Origin of the sequence: Streptomyces sp. NBC_01707, from assembly GCF_041438805.1 — a bacterium.
Lineage (GTDB): Bacteria > Actinomycetota > Actinomycetes > Streptomycetales > Streptomycetaceae > Streptomyces.
On sequence record NZ_CP109190.1, the window covers coordinates 9,112,199 to 9,133,088 of the forward strand.

Below are 20,890 nucleotides of genomic sequence, written 5' to 3' on the forward strand. Positions count from 1 at the left end.
TGCCCCGCTCGGCCGCAACCAGCGCGATTCCGGGCGAAGCCTGTCGCCGGATCTCGACCTGGCGGACGCATCGATCGCGGCGCGGGCGCACGTTGCCGACGCCGCCGACCGTCAGTCGGGCACCAGGACAGCTCGCCCCGTGATGGCACCGTCGGCCGAGAATGGCAGGGACGGCCTTCCCGACACACGAGGCCACACACGTGACCGTGGGGCATTAGCACTTTCTGTCTGCCCCGGGGTCCGAAGAAGCGATCGTTTCCCGGTTGTTCACGATGACCTCATGCCTGAGCTTCGTGCGATCCGGGGTTGCGGCTTAGCTTCGCAGGGTCCAGTTCGCCCGAAACAGACGAGGCATAGATGTCCCTGCGGCATGCAGTCGCCAGCCTAGCCGTCCTGCCCGTGCTCGCCCTTCCGGCGACCGCCCAGGCGGCCACGGCCCAGCACCACCACCACGTACCGCCCCAGAAGACTCATTTCGACCTGCAGGCCCACCGTGGCGGCCTCGGCCTGACCACCGAGGAGTCCCTGGAGGGCTTCGGCAAGGCTCTGCGCCTCGGCGTGAGCACCCTGGAGCTGGACACCCACATCACCAAGGACCAGAAGGTCGTGGTCAACCACGACCGGCAGATCAGCGCCCAGAAGTGCAAGGACACCGGTCCCGTGACGCCCGGTGACCCGATGTACCCGTATGTCGGCAAGTACATCAAGGATCTGACGCTGGCCCAGATCAAGAGCATGGACTGCGGCTATCAGCAGCTGCCCGGCTTCCCCGAGCAGGAGCAGATCAAGGGCTTCCGCATGGTGGAGCTCAAGGACGTCCTCAACCTGGTCAAGAGCTACAAGGCCAAGCAGGTCAAGCTGAACATCGAGACCAAGGTGGAGGCCGGCGCCCCCGAGCAGACCGCGCCGCGCGAGCTGTTCGTCCGGCGTGTCTTCGAGGAGATCCACCGTTCCGGGATCGAGAAGCAGGTCACCATCCAGTCCTTCGACTGGGGAGCGCTGAAGGCGATGCACAAGCTCGCACCGTCGTACCCGCTGGTGGCGCTGACGAACTACGACTTCCTCGAGGTCGGCAAGCCCGGCGCCTCCCCGTGGCTCGGTGGCATCGACGCCGACGACTACGACGGCGACTTCGTCAAGGCCGCCGCTGCCGTCCCCGGTGTCACCGCGCTGTCCCCGAACTACGGTTTCCCGCAGAACGGCACGATCGCCGACCCGGCCTTCCGCTTCTACCCCGACAAGAAGATGATCTCCGAGGCCCATGAGCGCGGCCTGAAGGTCATCCCGTGGACCTGTGACGACCCCGCCACCATAGAGGCGCTCATGGACATGGGCATCGACGGCATCATCACCGACTACCCCAACCGCGTGCGGGACATCATGGCCGACCGCGGCATGCGCCTGCCCAAGGCCTACCACGCGCCGCGTCACTGACACCCGGCACATCGCGGACGCGTACGCCCCGGAGCGCCGAGTTCCGGGGCGTACGCCGTCACCCGGCCGAGGCCGTTACGAGCGGCCCGGTGCCGGCCGCGCCAGTTCGACGTTGAACTGGGCACCGGTCAGCAGAGCCAGATTGGTGAACCAGACCCAGATCAGGAAGACGACGAGCCCGGCGAGCGAGCCGTACAGCCGGCTGTACGAGCCGATGTGCGTGGCGTACAGGGCGAATCCGGCCGAGGCGACCAGCCACAGGAACGCGGCGAGCACCCCGCCGGGCAGCCCCCGCCTCAGACCCCTGGCCGACGCCGGCCCGGTACGGAACAGCACCATGATCAGACAGGCGACCAGGAACACCAGGACGGGCCACTTCAGCACCGCCCACAGCGTTTCACTGGCATGTGCCAGGCCCAGCCGGTGTCCCAGCCAGCGGGCCAGCGGTCCGGTCAGCACCAGGGCGAACGCGCTGGTCATGAGCAGCAGGAGAAGTCCCACGGCGGTGGCCACGATGATGTGGGCCTTGCGCAGCGCCGGCCGCTTGTCCCGCACCCCGTGCTGGGCGTGCAGTGCCCTGCGGAAGACGGCCAGATAGCTGGAGGCGGACCACACCGCGCTGACGGTCCCCGTCGCGATCAGCAGCCATACGGCGCCGCGTTCGTGGGTCGCGGCCTCCAGCGGCTGGCGCAGCGCGGCTCCGGACTCCGCCGGGGCGAAGGCGGTGATGTCGGTGATCAGCGCGTCGGTGGCCCGGGGATTGGCCAGGCCGATCAGAGCGACGGTGACCAGCAGCGCCGGGAGCAGAGCGAGGATGGCGTAGTACGTCAGGGCGGCGGCCCAGTCCGAGAGGTCGTCCTTCCAGATCGATACAGGGGTACGGCACAGAGCGGACCGCCAGTGGGCGGCCCGCCCTGCAGGGCCGGCCTGGCGGGGGACGTGTCCGGCGGCGGTTGCGGTGGTCTTGCTCGGCACGGCTGGTTCTCCGGGGACGTGGTCAGGCGCGGCGCGGCCTGGCAGCGCCGGGGGAGGCAGCGGATCCCCCGGTGTATGGACATCCTTGCTACCACTTCCGCTTCTGCCACCGTCACCGGGCCGTACACCCGCCGCGACCGGCCGCTTGGCGGCGGAGGTCGGTCGTCGACCGATGTCAGCGCCACGACCACGGCGGTTGTCAGGGCTCGGAGCAGCTCACAGACCGACTGTGCGCTGGTGCGGGATCGGCACCGGCGTCTCGGCCTGCTGCACCGCCACCGTCCGCATCGGGGCGGGAATCCTGATGCCTTCGGCCCGGTAGCGCTGGTGCAGGCGCTTGATGAACTCGTGCTTGATCAGATACTGGTCGCTGAATTCACCGGCCCGCAGGATCACCGTGAAGTTGATCCTGGAATCCCCGAAGGTGTGGAACCGGACGGCCGGTTCATGGTCGGGGACGCCGCCGGTGATGTCGGTCATGACGCTCTCGACGACCTCGGCGGTCACGCGCTCGACGTGCTCCAGGTCGCTGTCGTAGCCGACTCCGACCTGGACCAGCACCGACATCTGCTGTTCCGGCCGGTTGAAGTTGGTCATATTGGTGCCGGCGAGCTGGGCGTTGGGGATGATCACCAGGTTGTTCGACAGCTGACGCACCACGGTATTACGCCAGTTGATGTCGACCACGTACCCTTCCTCGCCGCTGCTCAGCCGGATGTAGTCGCCGGGCTGCACCGTCTTCGAGGCGAGGATGTGCACGCCCGCGAACAGGTTGGCGAGGGTGTCCTGCAGCGCCAGAGCGACCGCGAGGCCGCCCACACCCAGGGCGGTGAGGAGCGGGGCGATGGAGACGCCCAAAGTCTGCAGTACGACGAGAAAGCCCATCGCCAGCACCACGATGCGCGTGATGTTGACGAAGATGGTGGCCGACCCCGCCACACCGGACCGGGACTGGGCGACGGACCGCACCAGACCGGTGATCACCCGTGCCGCGGTCAGTGTGGCGACCAGGATGAGCAACACCGTCAGTGTCCGGTTGACGTTGCGTCCGACCTGCGAGGTCAGCGGAAGCACCGCGGCGGCCGCCGCCACGCCCGCAGCTATCGCCGCCCAGGGCGCCAGCGTCCGCAGGGTGTCGACGATGACGTCGTCCCCGCTCCACCGCGTCCGGCGGGCACGCTCGCCCAGCCACCTCAGGGCGGCGCGCAGCAACAGTCCCGCCAGGACGCCCGCCACCACCATGACCCCGGCGACGATCAGGTCATGGAGCGTGAGTGCCCGGTTCACCGGTTGCCTCCCGCCGGCAGGACGAGCGGACCGGCGGCGGAACCCGTTGGAGGGCGCCATATGTGATTCATTGTCACCTTGTGTTACCTGCTTGATCGTCGGATCCGGAACGATCTTCCATCCTGCCGCATCCGACGGGCGGTGTGTGCGGCAGGCGGCCTCGGCACCCTGGGGGACGACCCAGGGGACATGAGGGCAGATCGGGCGTGGCATCCCACGGCGCGCAGGCTCTCGACGGTCTCGTCCACGGCGGCTCGGGCACCATCACGGGCTGGAACCGCCGTTCGAGGGCGGCGACCTTCTCGATGTTCTTGGGGTACTCGGCGATGGTGGTCGCGCCGACGAGACAGAAGCCATTGCATCGCGGACCCGGCACGGGAGTGATGTCGTACCGAGCACGAAATGGTTGCGGTCTCTACTTCCCATCGTGGTTCCATCGGCTCTGCGACACCATGGCGACGCATGAGCAGAGACCGCTACGTCGACTTCATGCGCGCATGGGCCATCCTCCTGGTGGTGACGGGGCACTGGCTGATCACCGCCTTGGTCCTGGGACCGGGTGGGCAGATCACCGCGCCGGAGCTCCTGGCGACCATTCCCTGGACCCAGTGGCTGACCCTGGGGTTCCAGATCATGCCGCTGTTCTTCCTCGCCGGGGGCCACGCAGCGGGCGGCTCCTGGTCGCGAGCCCGTGAGACGGGTGACACGGCCGCCGGATGGGTGGGACAGCGGGCGTTGCGGCTGCTGCTTCCGGTGGCGGTGTACAGCGGGCTGGTGCTGCTCGCCGTCGGGATCTGCTCGGCTGTCGGCGTGGACCCGGACACTCTCGCGCTGGTGGGGTGGGCGATGGCGATGCAGTTCTGGTTCCTTCCGGTGTATCTGATCCTCAGCGTCCTGACTCCGTCGCTGCACGCGGCGCACCGGCGCTGGGGTCTGCTCGTTCCCGTGGTGATGGGCGCTGCCGCCCTTGCGGCCGACGCGTTGGCACTGGCGGTACGGGTGCCGTACATCGGTCTGCTCAACTATGTGCTGGTGTGGGGCGTTGCCTACCAGCTGGGCTTCTGCTGGCGCGACGGCCTGCTGACGGGGCGTCGGCGGATGCCGGCCGCGATGGCGGCGGGCGGGGGACTGGCCTGCGCGGTGCTGATCACGCTCGGGCCGTTCCCGGTCAGCCTGATCCTGGTGACCGGGCAGGACCCCAGCAACACCGATCCGCCGTCGGCGGCCATGCTGGCGTGGGCAGTGGCCCAGGTTGGCCTATGTCTGCTCGCCGCGCCGGCGGTACGGCGGCTTCTGGACCGCGAGCGTGTCTGGCGAGCGGTGCGCCACGTGGGCGGCGCCAGCATGACGCTGTACCTGTGGCACATGCTGCCGGTGCTCGTCGTCGCCGCCGCGTTCTATCTGACCGGGATCGCGCCCGAGCCGGCGTTCGGGTCCGGGGCATGGTGGGGGCTGCGGCTGCCCTGGCTGCTGGTTCTCGGAGTTGTCCTGGTCGGCGTTCTGCTGGCGCTACGACCGCTGGAGCGTCGGCAGGCGCTCCTGTACGAGCGAATCCGGCCGGCCATCGGCTTGCGCCGTCCCTGGCCGCTGTGGCTCGGCCTGGCGACAAGCGTCGCCGCTCTGACCTGGTTCGCCATGCGGGGCTTCGCGTACGGCGGCCGCTTCCCTGCGCTGCCCACGCTGAGCCTGGCGCTGGGCACGACGCTGGTGACGGCCCACCGACGGACGGCAGTGCACAAAACTCCCGACGAGCCCAAGAGCGCCTTGAAGAGGGCAGCCTGACACCATGTCGGGCCGCGTCCGCGGCCGTTGTGGCATCGATCCGGCAACTACTCATGGAGCTCTGAGTAGTTGCCCTCAGGTGCGAGGCGGTCGTGGCCTTCTACCGTCTGGATCATGTGGTCGGTTCGGGGTCTCACCAGTGATGTCGTCGTTGTGTTGTCGGGTGTCTGCTGTCCGGCCGCCCGAAGGGTCGGGGGAGGGAGCCGCGGATGCTGAGGAGGCGCCCCGGTCCTTGGGTTCTGTGGCTCACCGGCACTGTGCTGGCTGTGGGCGTGTCCGTGGTCGGTTACCGGGTGTGGGAGGGAGAACCGTATCCGACAGTCGTGCCTGATCAGGTTGCGGAACGCCTCAAGGGGGAGGCGCAGCGGGTCTACGAGGAAGTGGCGCTGCCTGGCCGGCCTGGTGTGAGTTCCAGTGGCGTGGAGACGGGCACGTGTTACTACCGGGGGCTGAGGTCCATCGCCCATATCGACGAAGGCCGTGGCGACGTGCGCAGCTTTGTTCTCGAGTGGCAGGTGACGGACGTCCTGCGGAGCGACGCCCGTGCCGGACAGGAGCGCGTACGCCGACGGCTGGAGTACGAGGGCTGGAGGCTCACCGGCGAGAACTTCTCCGACATGGGCTTCCGCTTCGAGCGCCCGGACACCGACGAAACGGTCGCCGTGGACTGGTACGAGCACACCGGGACGCTCGCCGTGAGTGTCCATACCTCGTGCGGGAAGCTTCCGGCCGGCTTCGACGAGTACGCATGGCCGAGTTCCGAATGGAGCGCCGGGTGACCACCGCGCGGAGCACGTCCCCCTGAGGGAACGGCTCGTGCGACGGCGTCGGCCGCGGCCCGGTGGCACCGGGCCGCGGCCGGAACGGACGAGCGGGGTCAGCGGGCGGAGAAGGCCGGGTCGCTGGTGCTCGCGTGGCCGCTCTCCACGTGGGCGGCCAGACGACGCACGAAGGTGCCGTCGTGGTCGGCGGTCACGGTCAGGTCGTACCAGCCATGGGTGCGCTCGGTCCTGGCCGAGTGCACCACGTGGGCGCCGGGGCGCAGCCGGTAGGTGGCCGGCTTGTGCTTGCCGTACTCGTCCTTGATCGTGAGCGTGACGGTCCTGTGGCCGTCGTTGGTCAGGACCAGGCGCACGGCTCCGTCGTTGCCGTCGTGGCGGGCAGCAATCTCGGGGCCCGCAGCGGTGACCTTGCCGGCGAACTGGCGCAGGAAGCCGTTGGGACCGTGGACGGTGAAGTCGTAGGCGCCGTGGGAGTTCGCGGAGACGTTCCAGACGCCGGACAGCGAGTGCCTCGAACCGACGGTGTACGTCCACGGGCCGGAGGCGTCCGTCGCGGAGGTGACCAGGAAGCCGGCGCCGGCCTGGCCGTGGGAGGCGAAGTCGATCCGCAGCGAGCCTGCGGCACTGATCTTGCCGTCGGCCGTCAGGTCGTACGGGATGGGCCGGGCGGGGCGCAGACCGTGCTCCTGGCGGGGCAGCGCGCCCTTGGCCGGCGGTGTCGGCACGTAGTCGGGGTGCCGGTCACCGTCCGGCGGCAGGTAGCCGGTGGTGTCGGGCAGGCGCGGTGTGTGGCTGTCCTTGTGCCGGAAGTCGAACGCCGTGGTCAAGTCGCCGCAGACGGCGCGGCGCCAGGGGGAGATGTTGGGCTCCGTCACGCCGAAGCGGCGCTCCATGAACTGGATGATCGACGTGTGGTCGAAGGTCTGGGAGCAGACGTATCCGCCCTTGCTCCACGGCGAGACCACGAACATCGGGACGCGTTGCCCCAGGCCGTACGCCCCTGCGGGGCGGCCGCTGTCGCCTGCGTACAGGTCGCCGCCGACATCGACGGTGGACTTGCCCTGGGCGGCCGAGCCGGCCGGGAAGGGCGGCACGACGTGGTCGAAGAATCCGTCGTTCTCGTCGTAGGTGATGAACAGCGCCGTCTTGCTCCACACATCGGGGTTGGAGGTGAGCGCGTCCAGGACCTGCGAGATGTACCAGGCGCCGTAGTTGGCGGGCCAGTTCGGGTGCTCGGTGAAGGCCTCGGGCGCGACGATCCAGGAGACCTCGGGCAGCTTGCCGGCCTTCACGTCGGCACGGAGGACGTCGAAGAAGCCCTCGCCCTTGCGCGCGTCGGTGCCGGTGCGCGCCTTGTCGTACAGCGGGTCGCCGGGCTCGGCGTTGCGGTACTGGTCGAAGTACAGCAGCGAGTTGTCGCCGTAGTTGCCGCGGTAGGCGTCGCCGATCCAGCCCCAGCCGCCGTCCGCGTCCAGGCCGTCGCCGATGTCCTGGTAGATCTTCCAGGAGACGTCGGCGTTCTCCAGCCGCTCCGGATACGTGGTCCAGGAGTAGCCCGCCTCGTCGTTGCCGAGGACCGGGCCGCCGCCCTTGCCGTCGTTGCCTGTGCAACCCGTCCACATGTAGTAGCGGTTCGGGTCGGTGGAGCCCATGAACGAGCAGTGGTAGGCGTCGCAGACCGTGAAGGCGTCGGCGAGCGCGTAGTGGAACGGTATGTCCTCACGGGTCAGGTGCGCCATCGTCGTGGCGGACTTGGCCGGGATCCACTGGTCGTACTTGCCCTTGTTGAAGGCGGCCTGGGTGTCGTTCCAGCCGTGCGGCAGGTCCTCCAGGAAGGTCAGGCCGAGGTCCTTGGCGTCCGGATGGAAGGGCAGGATCTCCTTGGTGCCGTCCGACTGGTACCAGACCGGCTTGCCGCTCGGCAGCGTCACCGGGTGCGGGTCCCCGAAGCCCCGAACGCCGCGCAGCGTGCCGAGGTAGTGATCGAAGGAACGGTTCTCCTGCATGAGGACGACGATGTGCTCGATGTCCTTGATGGAGCCGGTCCGGCGGTTCGCGGGGATCTCCGCCGCGCGAGCGATGCTGGTGGAGAGAGCGGACAGAGCGGCAGTGCCGCCCGCAAGTTGCATGAACCGTCTGCGGTCGATGGCATTCATGAAGAGCATGTCTCCCGGAAAATCCGTGGGCCGTAAAGTGTGCAGCGGCCAGCATTTCCCAACTTGTTCAAACAAGTGGCGGCGGAGAAGCGAACCGTTCGGGAAACCTGTGCCAACCCGGCCCGGTGGCCGGAGGCAGGGCGGACCGGGCTGAAGCGGCTCGAACGCCGGGAACACCCCACCAGGGCACTGCTGTTCACCTTGGCCGCAGCGCGCGGCGCGGAACGCCGGCGGTCCTGGCTCCGGGCATCGGTCCGTCGCGCCCACCGGGTGGAGCGCAGCGTGCGGGCTCCACCCGTCGGCGAATCCGGCCGCGGTGAACGTCATCCGCGTCTGCCTGCACGCTGCGAGCATCGGACGGCCGGCGGCAGGGCTCGCCCGTTCCCGGGCAGCTGTCAGGGAACCTTGGGCGAGCTGCGGTCCTCCTGCTGCCTCGCTGCGTGGAGCCTTCTTTCCCGGACGGGTCGGGTGCCGGATGCGCCCATCGGTGGCTCCTGCGGGGCGGATCGGCGCGCGCGGTGGCGCGTGTGCGCGCCAGGCGTCGCAGGGCAGGCGGGACGGTTACGGACGTGCCTGGGCCTCGAGGCCGAGATCCGGTGCGACTCAGGGCCGACGGCTCAGCGCTGTCGGCCCTGAGTCGCCGGCGTCGCGCCCGGGCCGGTCCGACGAGCCAGCGCGTTGTTGCCTATCGAGTTGTGGACGCTGAAACTCACCGCGTCGGAGCAGTACCGGTCGTCGGACCACTCGACGGGGCGGCCCTCGCGGGTGGTCGTGACCCGGCGCACCCGCAGCAGCGGACTCGTCCGGCGCACGCCCAGCAGTTCGGCGTCCTGCGCTCCCGCCGCGACGGCGTCGATCAGATGCTCACCGTATGCGAAGACCAACCCCGAGTCCTCGTACAGCCGTTGCGTCACTGATGAACACTCCGGCTCGATGCGCTCGACAGCCGGGGCGATCCAGTCCGCGTACACCGTCCGTTCCAGCAGCACCGGTTCGCCGTCCAGGCCGCGCAGTCGCAGGACGTGCAGCACCGGTACGCCGATGGGCATCTGGAGTCGTACCGAGTCCTGGGCGGTCGTGGGGCGGTACTCCGAGGACACCACCCGGCCCGTCGCCGTGCGGCCCATCGCGCGCGCCCACTGGGCGAAGCTGCGCAGCTCGGCGAAGCTCTGATTGCGGCGGCTGGCGAGCACCACGCGCCGCGCGCCCTGCCGGGACCCGATCAGGCCCTCCGACGTCAGGGTGGCGACGGCCTGCCGGACGGTGCCGCGCGAGACGCCGTAGCGCGCAGCGAGTTCTGTCTCGGGGAGCAGCCGGCTGCCCACCGCGTACTCCTCGCGATCGATCGCCTGGCGCAACTCCTCGGCGATCTCCTCGTGTCGGGCTGCCATGGTTCCCTCTCGTGCTGTGCGCAGTGTGCAGGTGAACCAGCGTAGACGAGAACGGGAAGGGGGTCGTTCTCCTGGGGGGCATCCGGCGAGTGTGCAGAAGAGTGGTGGTCACAGTTGCCCCTCTGTTCACCGAGACGACATGGAGGACGTGCCTACTGAGGTCAACTTGTTCAAACAAGTTCTCTGTCGAGCCCCAGCGGGGATCTCCGCCCGGGGCGCCACACCAGGAGAGATCGTGACGTTGCCCCTGTCCAGGATCGCCGTGCTCACCGGCGGCCTCGCCGTCGCCGCACTCAGCCTCAGCGCCTGTGGCGCAGCCACCAGCCAGTCCGCCACCACCCCGGACGGCAAGAAGGCGAACACCGCCACCTCCGCGACGGACTTCGGCGGCATGGACGCCCTCGTCGCCGCGGCGAAGAAGGAGGGCACGCTGCACGCCATGGCCCTGCCCCGCGACTGGGCAAACTACGGCGCGCTGATCGACGGCTTCACCGAGAAGTACGGCATCAAGATCGAGGTCGAGAACCCCGACGGCAGCAGCCAGGACGAGATCAACGCGGTCACCTCGCGCAAGGGCCAGGACCGTGCCCCCGACGTGCTGGACCTTGGCAGCTCATTCGCCCTGAGCGGGGCCCAGCAGGGACTGTTCGCGTCGTACAAGGTCGCCTCGTACGACGACATCCCGGCCGCGCAGAAGGACCCGCAGGCACGCTGGTACAACGACTACGGCGGCTACGTCTCCATCGGCTGCGACGCCAAGCGCGTCAAGCACTGCCCCAGCACCTTCAAGGACCTCCTCAAGCCCGAGTACAAGGGCCAGGTCGCGCTCAACGGCAACCCGACCAAGTCCGGCTCCGCGTTCGGCGGTGTCTACGCGGCGGCCCTGGCGAACGGCGGTTCCCTCGACGACGTCCAGCCGGGACTGGACTTCTTCGCCGAGCTGAAGAAGAACGGGAACTACACGCCGGTCGAGTCGACCCCGGCGACGGTCGAGAAGGGCGAGACGCCCATCAGTATCGACTGGGACTACCTCAACGCCGGCTACGCCGACGAGTTCAAGAGCAAGGGCGTCGACTGGAAGGTCTCCGTCCCGTCCGACGGCCGGTACGCGCAGTACTACTCGCAGGCCATCACCAAGGACGCGCCGCACCCCGCGGCCGCCCGCCTCTGGCAGGAGTACCTGTACAGCGTCGAGGGCCAGAACATCTGGCTCAAGGGCTACGCCCGCCCGGCGCTGATGCCCGCCATGGAGAAGGCGGGGACGCTCGACAAGGACGCCGCCGCCAAGCTGCCCGAGGTCTCGGGCGCGGTCACGTTCCCGACCGAGGCCCAGCAGAACAAGGCCAAGGGCGTCATCGCCCAGGGCTGGGGCAAGGCCGTCTCGGGATGACCTCCGGCATGTCTGTCACTTCCGCGCCGCCCCCCGTCGTCGCTGCGCCCGCCGCCGCTGCCGCGGGGCGGCGGCGCCGGGGGGCCGGGTGGCTCGCCGTCGTTCCGTTGCTCGTCTTCGTGGCGATCGCCTTCGGGATCCCGGCCCTGGCCATGCTGAACGGCGCCTTCACGGTCAAGGACCCGGCCACCGGCGCCACGTCCTACACCACCGCCAATCTGACCACGTCGCTGCACGGCGCCTATCTGACAGCGCTCCTGGGCAGCGTAAAACTGTCCGCGGTCTCGGCGGCCATCGCCATGCTCCTCGGGTTGTTGCTCGCGCAGGCCGTGGTGGTCTCCCGCTTCCGCGCACTGCGCGAGGCCGTACTCACCGCCTCCGGGGTGCTGGCGAACTTCGGCGGTGTCCCGCTCGCCTTCGCCTTCGTCGCGACGCTCGGCAACTCCGGTGTCCTCACAAGGCACCTGGGCCTCGCCGACGCGGGTTGGACCCTGTACAGCTTCTGGGGCCTGACTCTCACGTACCTCTATTTCCTGATCCCGCTGATGGTCCTCACCATCACGCCCGCCCTCGACGGGCTGCGCTCCCAGTGGCGCGAGGCCGCCCGGAACAACGGCGCCACGCATGCCCAGTACTGGCGGCACGTCGCCCTGCCGGTGCTCGCGCCGTCGTTGCTCGGTGGTCTGGTGCTGCTGTTCGGCAGCGCGTTCGCCGCCTACGCCACTGCCGCCGCGATGGTCGGTAGCTCGGTCCCGCTGGTCACGCTGCAGATCGCCGACGCCATCTCGGGCAACGTCCTGGTCGGCCAGGAGAACGTGGCTCTGGCCCTCAGCCTCGACATGGTCCTCGTCGCGGGCCTGGTGATGGCCGTGTACCTGCCCCTGCAACGACGGAGCGCGCGATGGCTCGCCTGAACACCACCTTCCGCCCCGGACGGGCCGCGGTTCTCGCCGTCGCCGGGCTCTACTTCCTGGTGCCGCTGGCAGCCTCCGTGATCTTCACGGTCGATGTGCCGGGTCAGGGCCTGAACGTCGACGCGTACGCGCGGATCCTCGGCACCGACGGCTTCCTGCCCAGCCTGGTGCTCTCCCTCGAACTGGCCGCCGCCACGATCGCCGTCGTTCTGCTGCTGATGGTGCCCGCCATGGTCGCGCTGCGGCTCGGCGCACCCCGGCTGCGGCCCGTGGTCGAGGTCATCTGCTCGCTGCCGCTGATCGTCCCGCCGATCGCGTTCGTCGCCGGGATCGGAACGGTCCTCAAGTGGGGTCCCGAGTACCTCGCGACGACGCCGCTCTTCCAGACGTTCGTCGCGCTCCAGAACCCGGACTTCCCGATCGTGCTCGTCCTCGCCTACGTCGTGATGGCTCTGCCGTTCGTCCACCGTGCCCTCGACGCGGGGCTTCGCGCCGTCGACGTGCGCACGCTCGTCGAGGCCGCCCGCAGCTGCGGTGCGGGCTGGCCGCAGGCCCTCGTCCGCGCGGTGCTGCCGAACCTCCGCGGTGCGCTGCTCAACGCGGCGTTCCTCACGCTGGCACTCGTACTGGGGGAGTTCACCGTCGCCCAGCTCCTCGGCTTCCAGCCATTCGCCGTGTGGATCTACAGCATCGGCGGCTCCCAGGCCCAGATGTCCGTCGCCGTGTCCGTGCTCAGCCTGTTCCTGACCTGGGCACTCCTCCTGGCGGTCGCCACCCTCGGCGGCCGCCGCGCCCCCTCCCGTACCGTCTCCCAGGGATGACCCTCACCATGACGATCACCACGCCGGAGAAGGCCGCCACGACCGGCGCCGCAACCGTCGAATTCCGCGGCATGCGCCGCAAGTTCGGCGCGACCGTCGCCCTCGACGGCCTCGACCTGACCGCGCGGCCCGGAGAACTCCTCGCCCTGCTCGGCCCGTCCGGCTGCGGCAAGACCACCGCACTGCGCGTGCTCGCCGGGTTCGAACACCCCGACTCCGGCGAGGTACTCGTCGACGGTGAGGACGTGACCCGGGTGCCGGCCCACCGCCGCGACGCCGGGATGGTCTTCCAGTCGTACAGCCTTTTCCCGCACCTCACCGCGCTCGACAACGTCGCGTTCGGGATGCGCATGCGCAAGGTCCGTACGGCCGAGCGGCGCGCCCGCGCCGCCGAGCTGCTGGAGCTGGTGGGCCTCGGGGACAGGGGTGAGCGCTTCCCGCACCAGCTTTCCGGCGGGCAGCAGCAGCGCATCGCACTCGCCCGCGCGCTCGCGCTGCGCCCGCGGGTCCTGCTTCTCGACGAGCCGCTGTCCGCGCTCGACGCCAAGGTGCGGCTGGCGCTCCGCGAGGAGATCCGTCGCCTGCAGCAGGAACTCGCCATCACCACACTCTTTGTGACGCACGATCAGGAGGAGGCGCTCTCGATGGCCGACCGCGTCGCCGTGATGCGCGCGGGACGGCTGGAGCAGTGCGCGGCCCCCGCCGAGCTGTACGCGAGGCCCGCCACCGCGTTCGTCGCCGAGTTCGTCGGCACCATGAGCCGGATCCCGGGCGTCCTCGATGCCGAGCGCACGACGGTGACGGTCCTGGGACGACGGCTTCCCGTGGACGGTGACCCGGGCGAAGGCGACGACGTGGACGTCCTCGTACGACCCGAAGCGGTCCGGCTCGCCGTGGACGACACGGCCGACGCCAGGGTCGTAGCCACCGCCTTCCTCGGCGCCGTCACCCGAGTCACCGTCCGCCTCGCCGACGGCACCGAGGTGAAGGCCGACCTGCAGACACACGAAGCGGCGGTACTCACCGCGGGCACCGCCGTGACCGTGATGCTCCCGGACCGGCCGGTGCTCGTCGCGGCGCGGCGCCACTGACCCCGGCGCCGCCGCATCCGAACGCCCGCAGGACGTCTGCAGGCGCACAGCCCTGCAGCACGTCGACACCCGCCCTACGCCGAGCCGCCGAAAGAGATCTTTGTGAAGCAACCCAGCACCACGCCCGTTCAGCCATCGCTGCTGGAAGCCGTGCTGTTCGACATGGACGGCACCCTCGTGGACACCGAGCAGCTGTGGTGGGGGGCCGTCGACGAGGTGGCTGCCGGTTTGGGGTACGCACTCACGGAGGCCGACCAGCCCGATGTGCTGGGCCGCCCCGTGGAGCACACGGCGAAGGCACTGGGCCGGGCCGCCGGAGTTCCGGTCGACGCGGTCGCCGCCGATCTCCACAGGGAATTCGCGGCCCGGGTGCGCGCCGACGTCGTGCCGCGCCCCGGCGCCGTCGAGCTGCTCGTGGCGCTGCGCAGCGAAGGCGTTCCCACCGCCTTGGTCACGGCCTCGCCGCGGCACGTCGCCGACACCGTCGTGAAGGCCCTGGAGGCTCTGGGTGCGGGCCGGTTCACCACCACGGTCACCGCCGACGACACGCTCCGCACGAAACCCGACCCCGACCCCTACCTCGCCGCCTGCCAAGCCCTCGGTGTGTCCCCGGGCGCCTGTGTGGCCGTGGAAGACACCCCCACGGGCGTCGCCTCGGCGGAGGCGGCGGGCTGCCACGTCCTCGCGGTCCCGTCCGTCGCACCCATCGAACCGAGGGACCGGCGCACGGTTCTCGGGAGCCTGGAGGAGGCGTCCTTGGGGCTCTTGAGTGCGCTGGTGCGTGCCGGGGTACCGGACCCGCGTGCGCTCACCGAGCCGACGCCGGCTCGGGGGAGGCGCGCCCTGGGCCCGGCCCGTTGAGTCTGGGCGCGGTGGTGGGCGCGGGCACCGGCCCGGAGAGCGACGCTTCCACCTGACCGTGCACGCAGTTGACGCGATACCCGTCACCACGCCTGGCCACCGGAGTGCTGTGCACCCTCCTGCAACGGGTCGCCGCCGTCGTGCGGCGATGTTCCCGCTCGGCGCCTCCGCCGGTGGCTATTCGCGCTCTCCCGCCGTTCCACCGGCGGCGAGCCGCATGAGGTCCGTGGTGAAGTCGACGTCGTCGGCGGTGTGTTCGGCGCGGGTGGCGTTGCCGCCGAACTGGTGTTGGTAGCCGGTCCAGGCGCTGTCGGCGATCGACCGGCCGACGCCGCTGCGCAGCAGGAGTACGAGTTCGGTGGCGGCGCGCTGGATCCGGTCGCCGAGCGCGGCCTGGCCCCAGTCCTCGGGTGCGGCGAAGAGGGAGGTGGGTGCGGGGAGAGCGCGCAGGAAGGCGAACAGGGGCCGGAGTTGCTCGTCGACAACCATGGCGTGCCGGGACGTGCCCGCGGTGGCGGCGAGGATGACCGGTTTGGCGATGAGCAGGTCGTTGTCGAGGATGTCGGCGAAGGACTTCAGCAGCCCGCTGATGCCTGCCTTGTACACGGGTGTGCTGGCGATGACGGCGTCGGCAGCGGCAAGGCGCTCGAACGCGGTCTTGAGGCGCTCGCCGGGGTATCCGGAGACGATCGCCTGGGCGATGTCGACCGCGAGCGGGCCGAGTTCGATGACACCGACGGTCGCGGAACTGCCGGATTCGAGGAGCAGGTCGAGAACCTTCTGCGCGGTGCGATCCGCGAGAAGGCGGGTGGACGAGGGTTCGCTCACACCAGCGCTGACGACGACGAGGCGCAACGGCTCGTCCACTTCGGCGGAATCGTGCGGGGCGGAGGTGTTGAGGCTCATACGGGGTTCCTTACCTCTTCCTTGGGTGCGGTGGATGTCGTTGCCTCGCACTCGGCGGCGTCGAGGCGCGCGAGGCCGACGTCGCGGAGCACCTCGCCCGGGAGAAGGCCTCGCGCGCCTCGATCGCGAGTGGAAACGCTGCCTGCCCTGGTCACACGGCCGACGGGAAGTGTGCCTCGACGGCCGGGTCGCTGTCCTGGTACGGGGACGCGCCTGAGAGGTTGTCGCCGCGGTTCGGGTTCGGGCGCGGCTGCCGTGGCTCGGCATCGCCGTACTTCTCCGTGACCCGGGTGCTGTGGACGGGGGCGTCGGACACTCCGGGGGCGCGCCTGGCGGCCATCTCCTTGCGAAGCACCGGGACGACCTCGGTCCCGAGCAGCTCGACCTGCTCGAGCGCCATCTCGACGGGCAGCCCCATGCCGTCGAGCGCGAAGAGCTGGCGCTGGTAGTCGCCGAAACCCTCCTGGAAGGTGAGGGTCTTGTCGATGACCTCCTGCGGACTGCCGACGCTCAGGGGTGTGCGGGTCATGTAGTCGTCGAGCGAGCTCCCCCGGAAGACCGGGTACTCCTCGAAGTACGGGCGGAAGGTGTTCACGGCATCCTGGGAGCGTCGGGCGATGAACGCCTGCCCGCCCAGACCGACGATTGCTTGTTCCTTCGTGCCGTGCCCGTAGTGCTCGAAACGTGCGCGGTAGAAGTCCACGAGCGGCTTGAAGTGCAGGTTCGGCGCCAGGATGTGATTGGCGAAGTACCCGTTTCCGTAGTAGGCGGCCTGCTCGGCGATCTCGGGCGTGCGGATCGAGCCGTGCCAGACGAACGGCGGCACATCGTCCAAGGGCCGCGGGGTCGAGGTGAAGCCTTGCAACGGGGTGCGGAAGGTGCCCTCCCAGTCCACGACATCCTCCCGCCAGAGCCGGTGCAACAGGTTGTAGTTCTCCAGAGCGAGAGCCACACCCTTGCGGATGTCCTTGCCGAACCATGGATAGACCGGCACCGTGTTGCCGCGCCCGACCATGAGATCGAGCCGTCCCTTCGCCACGTGCTGGAGCATGGCGTAGTCCTCGGCGATCTTCACCGGGTCATTCGTGGTCATGAGCGTGACCGAGGTGCTGAGGATGATGCGCTCGGTCAGCGCGGCGATGTGCGCGAGCAGGGTGGTGGGCGAGGACGGGATGAAGGGGGGATTGTGGTGCTCGCCGAGTGCGAACACGTCCAGGCCGACCTCGTCGGCCCGCTGGGCCACTCGCACCAGGTTGCTGATGCGTTCCGCCTCGCTCTGGGTGTAGCCGGTGACCGGGTCGGGTGCGATGTCGCCGACCGTGAAGATTCCGAACTGCATTCTGTCCGTCTTTCTGTGTTGTCCCTGGGCGAGGACACCCCTCCGCCACCGGGTCCGGATCGTTTCGCCGTGTGACAGCGGCCGGTCCTGGGCGTCGTGGGTCACGTCACCGACCGTGTCCGGTCCGAGCGTGATGGGGCCCTGACATCGACGGGTTTGTCATGTCCCGCAGCGGTCGAAAGGGTGGTGCAGGCCCTGCGCACCGCACCGGCGTCGGGGACGCCGGTGCGGGGCATGTCGGCGGAGCCTCGTGATACCTCGCGTCAGCCGACGCGCAGCGGAGCGAGGGCGTTGCTCCAGGCGACGACCTGGTCGAGGGTGGTGGTGAGGGAGTCGCGGTGGAGATCGGCGGGCTTGAAGACGCTGAAGTTCTCGAAGTCGGTGAACAGGGAGAACGCCACCTGGGAGCGGACGTCCGCCATCTGCAGCTCACCGGCGATCAGACGCAGGTGCTCCACGGCGCGGGTGCCGCCGGTGGAGCCGTAGCTGACGAAGCCGACGGACTTGTTGGCCCACTCGGCGGCCAGGAAGTCGATGGCGTTCTTCAGGGCGCCGGGCACCGAATGGTTGTACTCGGGGGTCACGATGACGAAGCCGTCGAACGAGGCGATCTTCGCGGCCCACTCCTGCGTGTGCGGCTGGTTGTACTGACCCATCGCAGGCGGGTAGATCTCATCCAGCAGCGGCAGCTTGTAGTCCAGCAGGTCGACGAGCTCGTACTCCGCATCGGTGCGGGCCGTGGCCAGCTCGTGCACCCAGTGGGCGACCGCCTCGCCGTTACGTCCGGGGCGCGTACTGCCGAGGATGATGCCAATCTTTGTCATCGTTTGTCCCTTTGCTTGGATATGTACTTGCCGAGTCAAGTAAATGAGCTGAGTGCTTGCCTTGTCAAGGAGCTAGGATGTGAGGCATGCCCCATGACGAAGAGCCCCTGCGCCCCTTGGATGGGACCGAGGAAATGCTCGTGCGCGCTCTGGGCCATGTCATGACGGCGCTGCCACGACTGGTGGACGCGGACATGGTCCGTGACGGAGGGCTTCCTCTGTCCGAGTACACCCCCCTCATGCACCTGTCCGAGGCTCCCCACCGCCGGATGCGGATGAGCGAGCTCGCCGCTGCCTGCAACCTGTCCCTCAGCGGAATGACCCGCGTCGTCAACCGCCTCGAGAAGCAGGGACTCGTCCGACGAGCCAAGTGCGAGGAAGATCTACGCGGATGGAACGCGGTCCTCACCGACGACGGCCTCGCCCGTCTGCGGGAAGCCTGGCCGTCCCATCTGGACAGCATCCGACGGCACGTCCTCGACAACCTCGCCGGCCATGACCTCGCCGCACTCGCCGCCGCACTCCGACGCGTGGCGACCGCACCCTGACCCTACGAATTCCCCGACCCGCCGAAGTGGCGATCATCAAGGTGTCCGGCATCGTTTCGGCGCTCCGTCGACACCCCTGTCGGTTGCTGTGCCCAGACGGTCTTTCCCTGGGATCGGGAGCGGGTGCCCCACTGGTCCGCGAGGCTTGCGATGATGAACAGCCCCCGGCCGGTCTCGTCGATGGTGCGGGCATGTTTCACCTGCGGAGCGCTGGTCGCTCTGTCGCTGACCTCGCAGGTCAGCATCCGCTCGAAGATCAGGCGTAGTTGCAGGGGTGGAGTGCCGTAGCGGACCGCGTTGCCCACGAGTTCGCTGACGATGAGCTCGGTGGTGTACGCCGTCTCCTCGTCCACCCCCCAGGCCTCCAGTTGCCGGCGGGCCGCTGCGCGGGCGATCGGTGCGGCCTCGGAACCCGCAGGGAGGTCGAGGGTCAGTACCCGGTCCTTGGGCAGCGCTTTCGTCCGGGCGAGCATCATGAGTGTCTCGCCGGCCCGGTTGCCGGCCGGGAGGGCGTGTGCGATGTCGTCGCGCAGGTCAGGCAGGGGCCTTGTGCCGGCGCCGTCCAGGAGCGGGCGCAGCGGACCGGACGGCGCCAGGACCTCGTCCGCGAGCGCGGCCGTGCCCATCGCCAGAGTGCTTCCTTCGGGGAGGCCGACGGTGGTCGCGGGGAACGGGGCGTTGCCTGTTCCGGCGAGTGGGGGACCTGAGGGGACGGACAGACCGGCCGGGGCGCCGTCCGGGAGTACGGCGACCGGCTCCGGGAGTCCGGCGCGGGCGATGGTGCAGGTGAGTTCGACCGGGTCGTAGATCGCGATGGCGCAACCGGTGGTGAGCGGCTCGGAGGCCGGGGGATCCATGGGCAGTCGTGCGTACGCGGCCGCGAGACGGGCTGCGGTGTCGCTGAGGCGGGCCAGCAGCTCGTCGGGCTGCATGTCCAGGGCCGCGAGAGTGTGGATGGCCGTCCGCAGGAGTCCCATCGTGATGGCTGCGGCGATGCCGTGCCCCGCCACGTCGCCGACGATCAGCGCGGTCCGCGCGCCGGGCAGCTCGATCGCGTCGAACCATGCGCCGCCGGCCTCCGGAGCCGGAAGGTGGAGTTGGCAGATGTCCACGGTGGTGTGTGTGGCCGGTGGTTGGGGGAGAAGCCTGCGCTGGACGGTCTGCGCGATGATCCACTCGCGCATGTACTGCCGGGCGTTGTCGATGCAGAGCGCAGCATGGGAACACACCGCGGACGCCACCGCGAGGTCCTCCTCTTCGAAGGGGTCGTGTTGCTGGTGGCGGTAGAAGCTGACCACGCCCAGAGCATGCCCGCGCAAGGCCAGCGGAGCCACGATCAGGGAGTGCGAACCGGATCTCCTGATGACTTCGGCTCGGGCCGGGTCGGCGGCCAGCCACGAGCTGTCCTCCTCGATCGATACCAGGCGCGGTCGCAGGTCGGACAGGACGTCCGAGAAGGGGGTGCCGGTCGGCAGGGGGCGCACGTCTTCGACCAGCTGATCCGCGATTCGGCCTTGGAAGGCCGTTCGCCGCAGTGGAACGTTCGTGCGGACGGGCACCGCCGGGGGCTCGTTGCCGCGGATGACGTCTTCGATCACCTGGACGTCGGCGATGTCGGCGAAGGCGGGTACCACCGCCTCCACCAGCTCCTCGCAGACGATGCCCACGTTCAGCAGGTGCCCCACTCCTCTGCGGACCGCGTCCAGGACCGCCAGGCGATTCTGTGCGTTCTCCCGCTCGGTGACATCGACCGCGTATGTCACCAGCCCGAGCACACGGTCGTGGGAGTCCTCCAGACGGAAATAGGAGACGGAGTGGATACGGCGCGTGGGTCGGCCCGGTCCCTTGGTGCGCCGGACGAGCCGGTTCACCACCGGCTCTCCGCTCTCCAGGACTCTTTGGGCCACGGTGGCTTCTTCCGCGGGGTCCTCGAGCTCGTACGCCTCGGTGAAATGCTTGCCCAGCACCGGAGTGCTGCTCAGACTGTCGGCGGCGACGCTGATGCGGACCACGCGCAGCTGATTGTCGAGGACGTGCAGTACCACCGGGGAACGGGCGAACATGGCCTTCAAGATCGCCACATCCTGCCCCGGCCCGGCGTCCCCCGCCGAGAGCACCTGCCACATCACGGAAGTACCTCGCAGCGCCGGCTTGACCAGCACCGAGGCCGTGTCCGAGAACCTTTCCCGCAGCCGTTCACCGTCAGCGGCGGCCTCACTCATGAGCGCGGTCACGGACCGGCCGACGGCCTCCTCGGCGGACCACCCGAACAGCTCTTCGGCCGGACGTCCCCACTCGACCACCCGGCCACTGTCATCGATCAGTACGAGCACGTCGCCGCTGGGCATTCGAAAACACCTCCGCGGCCATCCCTGCCCAGCCCGTGTCG

Annotated in this window: 16 protein-coding genes and 1 pseudogene; 9 read left to right on the forward strand and 8 right to left on the reverse strand. The window is 69.4% G+C overall.

The genetic code is table 11. The features are described 5' to 3' along the window. Positions 1–357 precede the first annotated feature (357 nt). On the forward strand, positions 358–1,434 hold the full coding sequence (locus tag OG963_RS40710) for a glycerophosphodiester phosphodiesterase family protein (protein ID WP_352306870.1): 1,077 nt from the start codon (positions 358–360) through the stop codon (positions 1,432–1,434). Between the two features lie 75 nt (positions 1,435–1,509). Here OG963_RS40710 and OG963_RS40715 read toward each other — a convergent pair whose 3' ends face one another. After that, entirely contained in the window at positions 1,510–2,409 is a 900-nt protein-coding gene (locus OG963_RS40715) for a YihY/virulence factor BrkB family protein (protein WP_362273922.1), read from the reverse strand. Between the two features lie 216 nt (positions 2,410–2,625). Then, the gene (locus OG963_RS40720) at positions 2,626–3,696 is read right to left on the reverse strand and encodes a mechanosensitive ion channel family protein (RefSeq protein ID WP_030931878.1); all 1,071 of its coding nucleotides are present in this window, start codon (positions 3,694–3,696) and stop codon (positions 2,626–2,628) included. A 462-nt stretch (positions 3,697–4,158) separates the two neighbouring features. Here OG963_RS40720 and OG963_RS40725 point away from each other — a divergent pair, with 462 nt between their 5' ends. Both OG963_RS40725 and OG963_RS40730 read left to right on the forward strand, forming a co-directional pair. Further along, positions 4,159–5,478: an acyltransferase gene (locus OG963_RS40725; RefSeq protein WP_371800058.1), complete on the forward strand. Its 1,320-nt coding sequence runs from the start codon at positions 4,159–4,161 to the stop codon at positions 5,476–5,478. A gap of 323 nt (positions 5,479–5,801) precedes the next feature. Beyond that, on the forward strand, positions 5,802–6,257 hold the full coding sequence (locus OG963_RS40730; protein WP_371800059.1) for a hypothetical protein: 456 nt from the start codon (positions 5,802–5,804) through the stop codon (positions 6,255–6,257). A 98-nt stretch (positions 6,258–6,355) separates the two neighbouring features. Here OG963_RS40730 and OG963_RS40735 read toward each other — a convergent pair whose 3' ends face one another. Both OG963_RS40735 and OG963_RS40740 read right to left on the reverse strand, forming a co-directional pair. Further along, positions 6,356–8,416: a phosphocholine-specific phospholipase C gene (locus OG963_RS40735; protein WP_371800060.1), complete on the reverse strand. Its 2,061-nt coding sequence runs from the start codon at positions 8,414–8,416 to the stop codon at positions 6,356–6,358. A 617-nt stretch (positions 8,417–9,033) separates the two neighbouring features. Then, a complete protein-coding gene (locus tag OG963_RS40740; protein ID WP_319740279.1) occupies positions 9,034–9,807 on the reverse strand; it encodes a GntR family transcriptional regulator in 774 nt (257 codons plus the stop codon). 235 nt (positions 9,808–10,042) lie between these two features. Here OG963_RS40740 and OG963_RS40745 point away from each other — a divergent pair, with 235 nt between their 5' ends. From OG963_RS40745 to OG963_RS40765, 5 genes and pseudogenes are all read left to right on the forward strand, one after another. Then, positions 10,043–11,197 (forward strand): ABC transporter substrate-binding protein, encoded by a 1,155-nt coding sequence (locus OG963_RS40745; protein ID WP_319740280.1) that lies wholly within the window; start codon positions 10,043–10,045, stop codon positions 11,195–11,197. 8 nt (positions 11,198–11,205) lie between these two features. After that, entirely contained in the window at positions 11,206–12,111 is a 906-nt protein-coding gene (locus OG963_RS40750; RefSeq protein ID WP_319740281.1) for an ABC transporter permease subunit, read from the forward strand. Continuing rightward, positions 12,099–12,932: an ABC transporter permease subunit gene (locus OG963_RS40755; protein ID WP_362273912.1), complete on the forward strand. Its 834-nt coding sequence runs from the start codon at positions 12,099–12,101 to the stop codon at positions 12,930–12,932. The genes OG963_RS40750 and OG963_RS40755 overlap by 13 nt, the downstream gene beginning before the upstream one ends. Positions 12,933–12,940: 8 nt before the next feature. Next, positions 12,941–14,023, forward strand: coding sequence for an ABC transporter ATP-binding protein (locus OG963_RS40760; RefSeq protein WP_319740354.1), 1,083 nt, complete (start codon positions 12,941–12,943; stop codon positions 14,021–14,023). Between the two features lie 102 nt (positions 14,024–14,125). Then, positions 14,126–14,818: pseudogene (locus OG963_RS40765) on the forward strand (HAD family hydrolase); the annotation flags it as partial. A 243-nt stretch (positions 14,819–15,061) separates the two neighbouring features. Here OG963_RS40765 and OG963_RS40770 read toward each other — a convergent pair. From OG963_RS40770 to OG963_RS40780, 3 genes are all read right to left on the reverse strand, one after another. Beyond that, positions 15,062–15,790, reverse strand: a complete 729-nt coding sequence (locus tag OG963_RS40770) for a CE1759 family FMN reductase (RefSeq protein WP_371800061.1) — start codon at positions 15,788–15,790, stop codon at positions 15,062–15,064. Positions 15,791–15,941: 151 nt separating this feature from the next. Further along, positions 15,942–17,129 carry a CE1758 family FMN-dependent luciferase-like monooxygenase gene (locus OG963_RS40775; protein ID WP_030931847.1) on the reverse strand — a complete coding sequence of 396 codons (1,188 nt, stop codon included), beginning with the start codon at positions 17,127–17,129 and terminating at the stop codon, positions 15,942–15,944. Positions 17,130–17,392: 263 nt separating this feature from the next. Then, on the reverse strand, positions 17,393–17,953 hold the full coding sequence (locus OG963_RS40780) for an NADPH-dependent FMN reductase (RefSeq protein WP_030931845.1): 561 nt from the start codon (positions 17,951–17,953) through the stop codon (positions 17,393–17,395). 86 nt (positions 17,954–18,039) lie between these two features. Here OG963_RS40780 and OG963_RS40785 point away from each other — a divergent pair, with 86 nt between their 5' ends. Continuing rightward, a complete protein-coding gene (locus OG963_RS40785) occupies positions 18,040–18,501 on the forward strand; it encodes a MarR family transcriptional regulator (RefSeq protein WP_319740284.1) in 462 nt (153 codons plus the stop codon). 2 nt (positions 18,502–18,503) lie between these two features. Here OG963_RS40785 and OG963_RS40790 read toward each other — a convergent pair whose 3' ends face one another. After that, positions 18,504–20,849, reverse strand: a complete 2,346-nt coding sequence (locus OG963_RS40790; RefSeq protein WP_371800062.1) for a SpoIIE family protein phosphatase — start codon at positions 20,847–20,849, stop codon at positions 18,504–18,506. Positions 20,850–20,890 lie beyond the last annotated feature (41 nt).

Coding starts and splice junctions, on each gene's coding strand:
- OG963_RS40735 (WP_371800060.1), bottom strand. CDS start 8,416: ATGAATGCCATCGACCGCAGACGGTTCATGCAACTTGCGGGCGGCACT.
- OG963_RS40760 (WP_319740354.1), top strand. CDS start 12,941: ATGACGATCACCACGCCGGAGAAGGCCGCCACGACCGGCGCCGCAACC.
- OG963_RS40770 (WP_371800061.1), bottom strand. CDS start 15,790: ATGAGCCTCAACACCTCCGCCCCGCACGATTCCGCCGAAGTGGACGAG.
- OG963_RS40780 (WP_030931845.1), bottom strand. CDS start 17,953: ATGACAAAGATTGGCATCATCCTCGGCAGTACGCGCCCCGGACGTAAC.
- OG963_RS40725 (WP_371800058.1), top strand. CDS start 4,159: ATGAGCAGAGACCGCTACGTCGACTTCATGCGCGCATGGGCCATCCTC.
- OG963_RS40785 (WP_319740284.1), top strand. CDS start 18,040: ATGCCCCATGACGAAGAGCCCCTGCGCCCCTTGGATGGGACCGAGGAA.
- OG963_RS40740 (WP_319740279.1), bottom strand. CDS start 9,807: ATGGCAGCCCGACACGAGGAGATCGCCGAGGAGTTGCGCCAGGCGATC.
- OG963_RS40750 (WP_319740281.1), top strand. CDS start 11,206: ATGTCTGTCACTTCCGCGCCGCCCCCCGTCGTCGCTGCGCCCGCCGCC.
- OG963_RS40755 (WP_362273912.1), top strand. CDS start 12,099: ATGGCTCGCCTGAACACCACCTTCCGCCCCGGACGGGCCGCGGTTCTC.
- OG963_RS40790 (WP_371800062.1), bottom strand. CDS start 20,849: ATGCCCAGCGGCGACGTGCTCGTACTGATCGATGACAGTGGCCGGGTG.
- OG963_RS40775 (WP_030931847.1), bottom strand. CDS start 17,129: ATGCAGTTCGGAATCTTCACGGTCGGCGACATCGCACCCGACCCGGTC.
- OG963_RS40710 (WP_352306870.1), top strand. CDS start 358: ATGTCCCTGCGGCATGCAGTCGCCAGCCTAGCCGTCCTGCCCGTGCTC.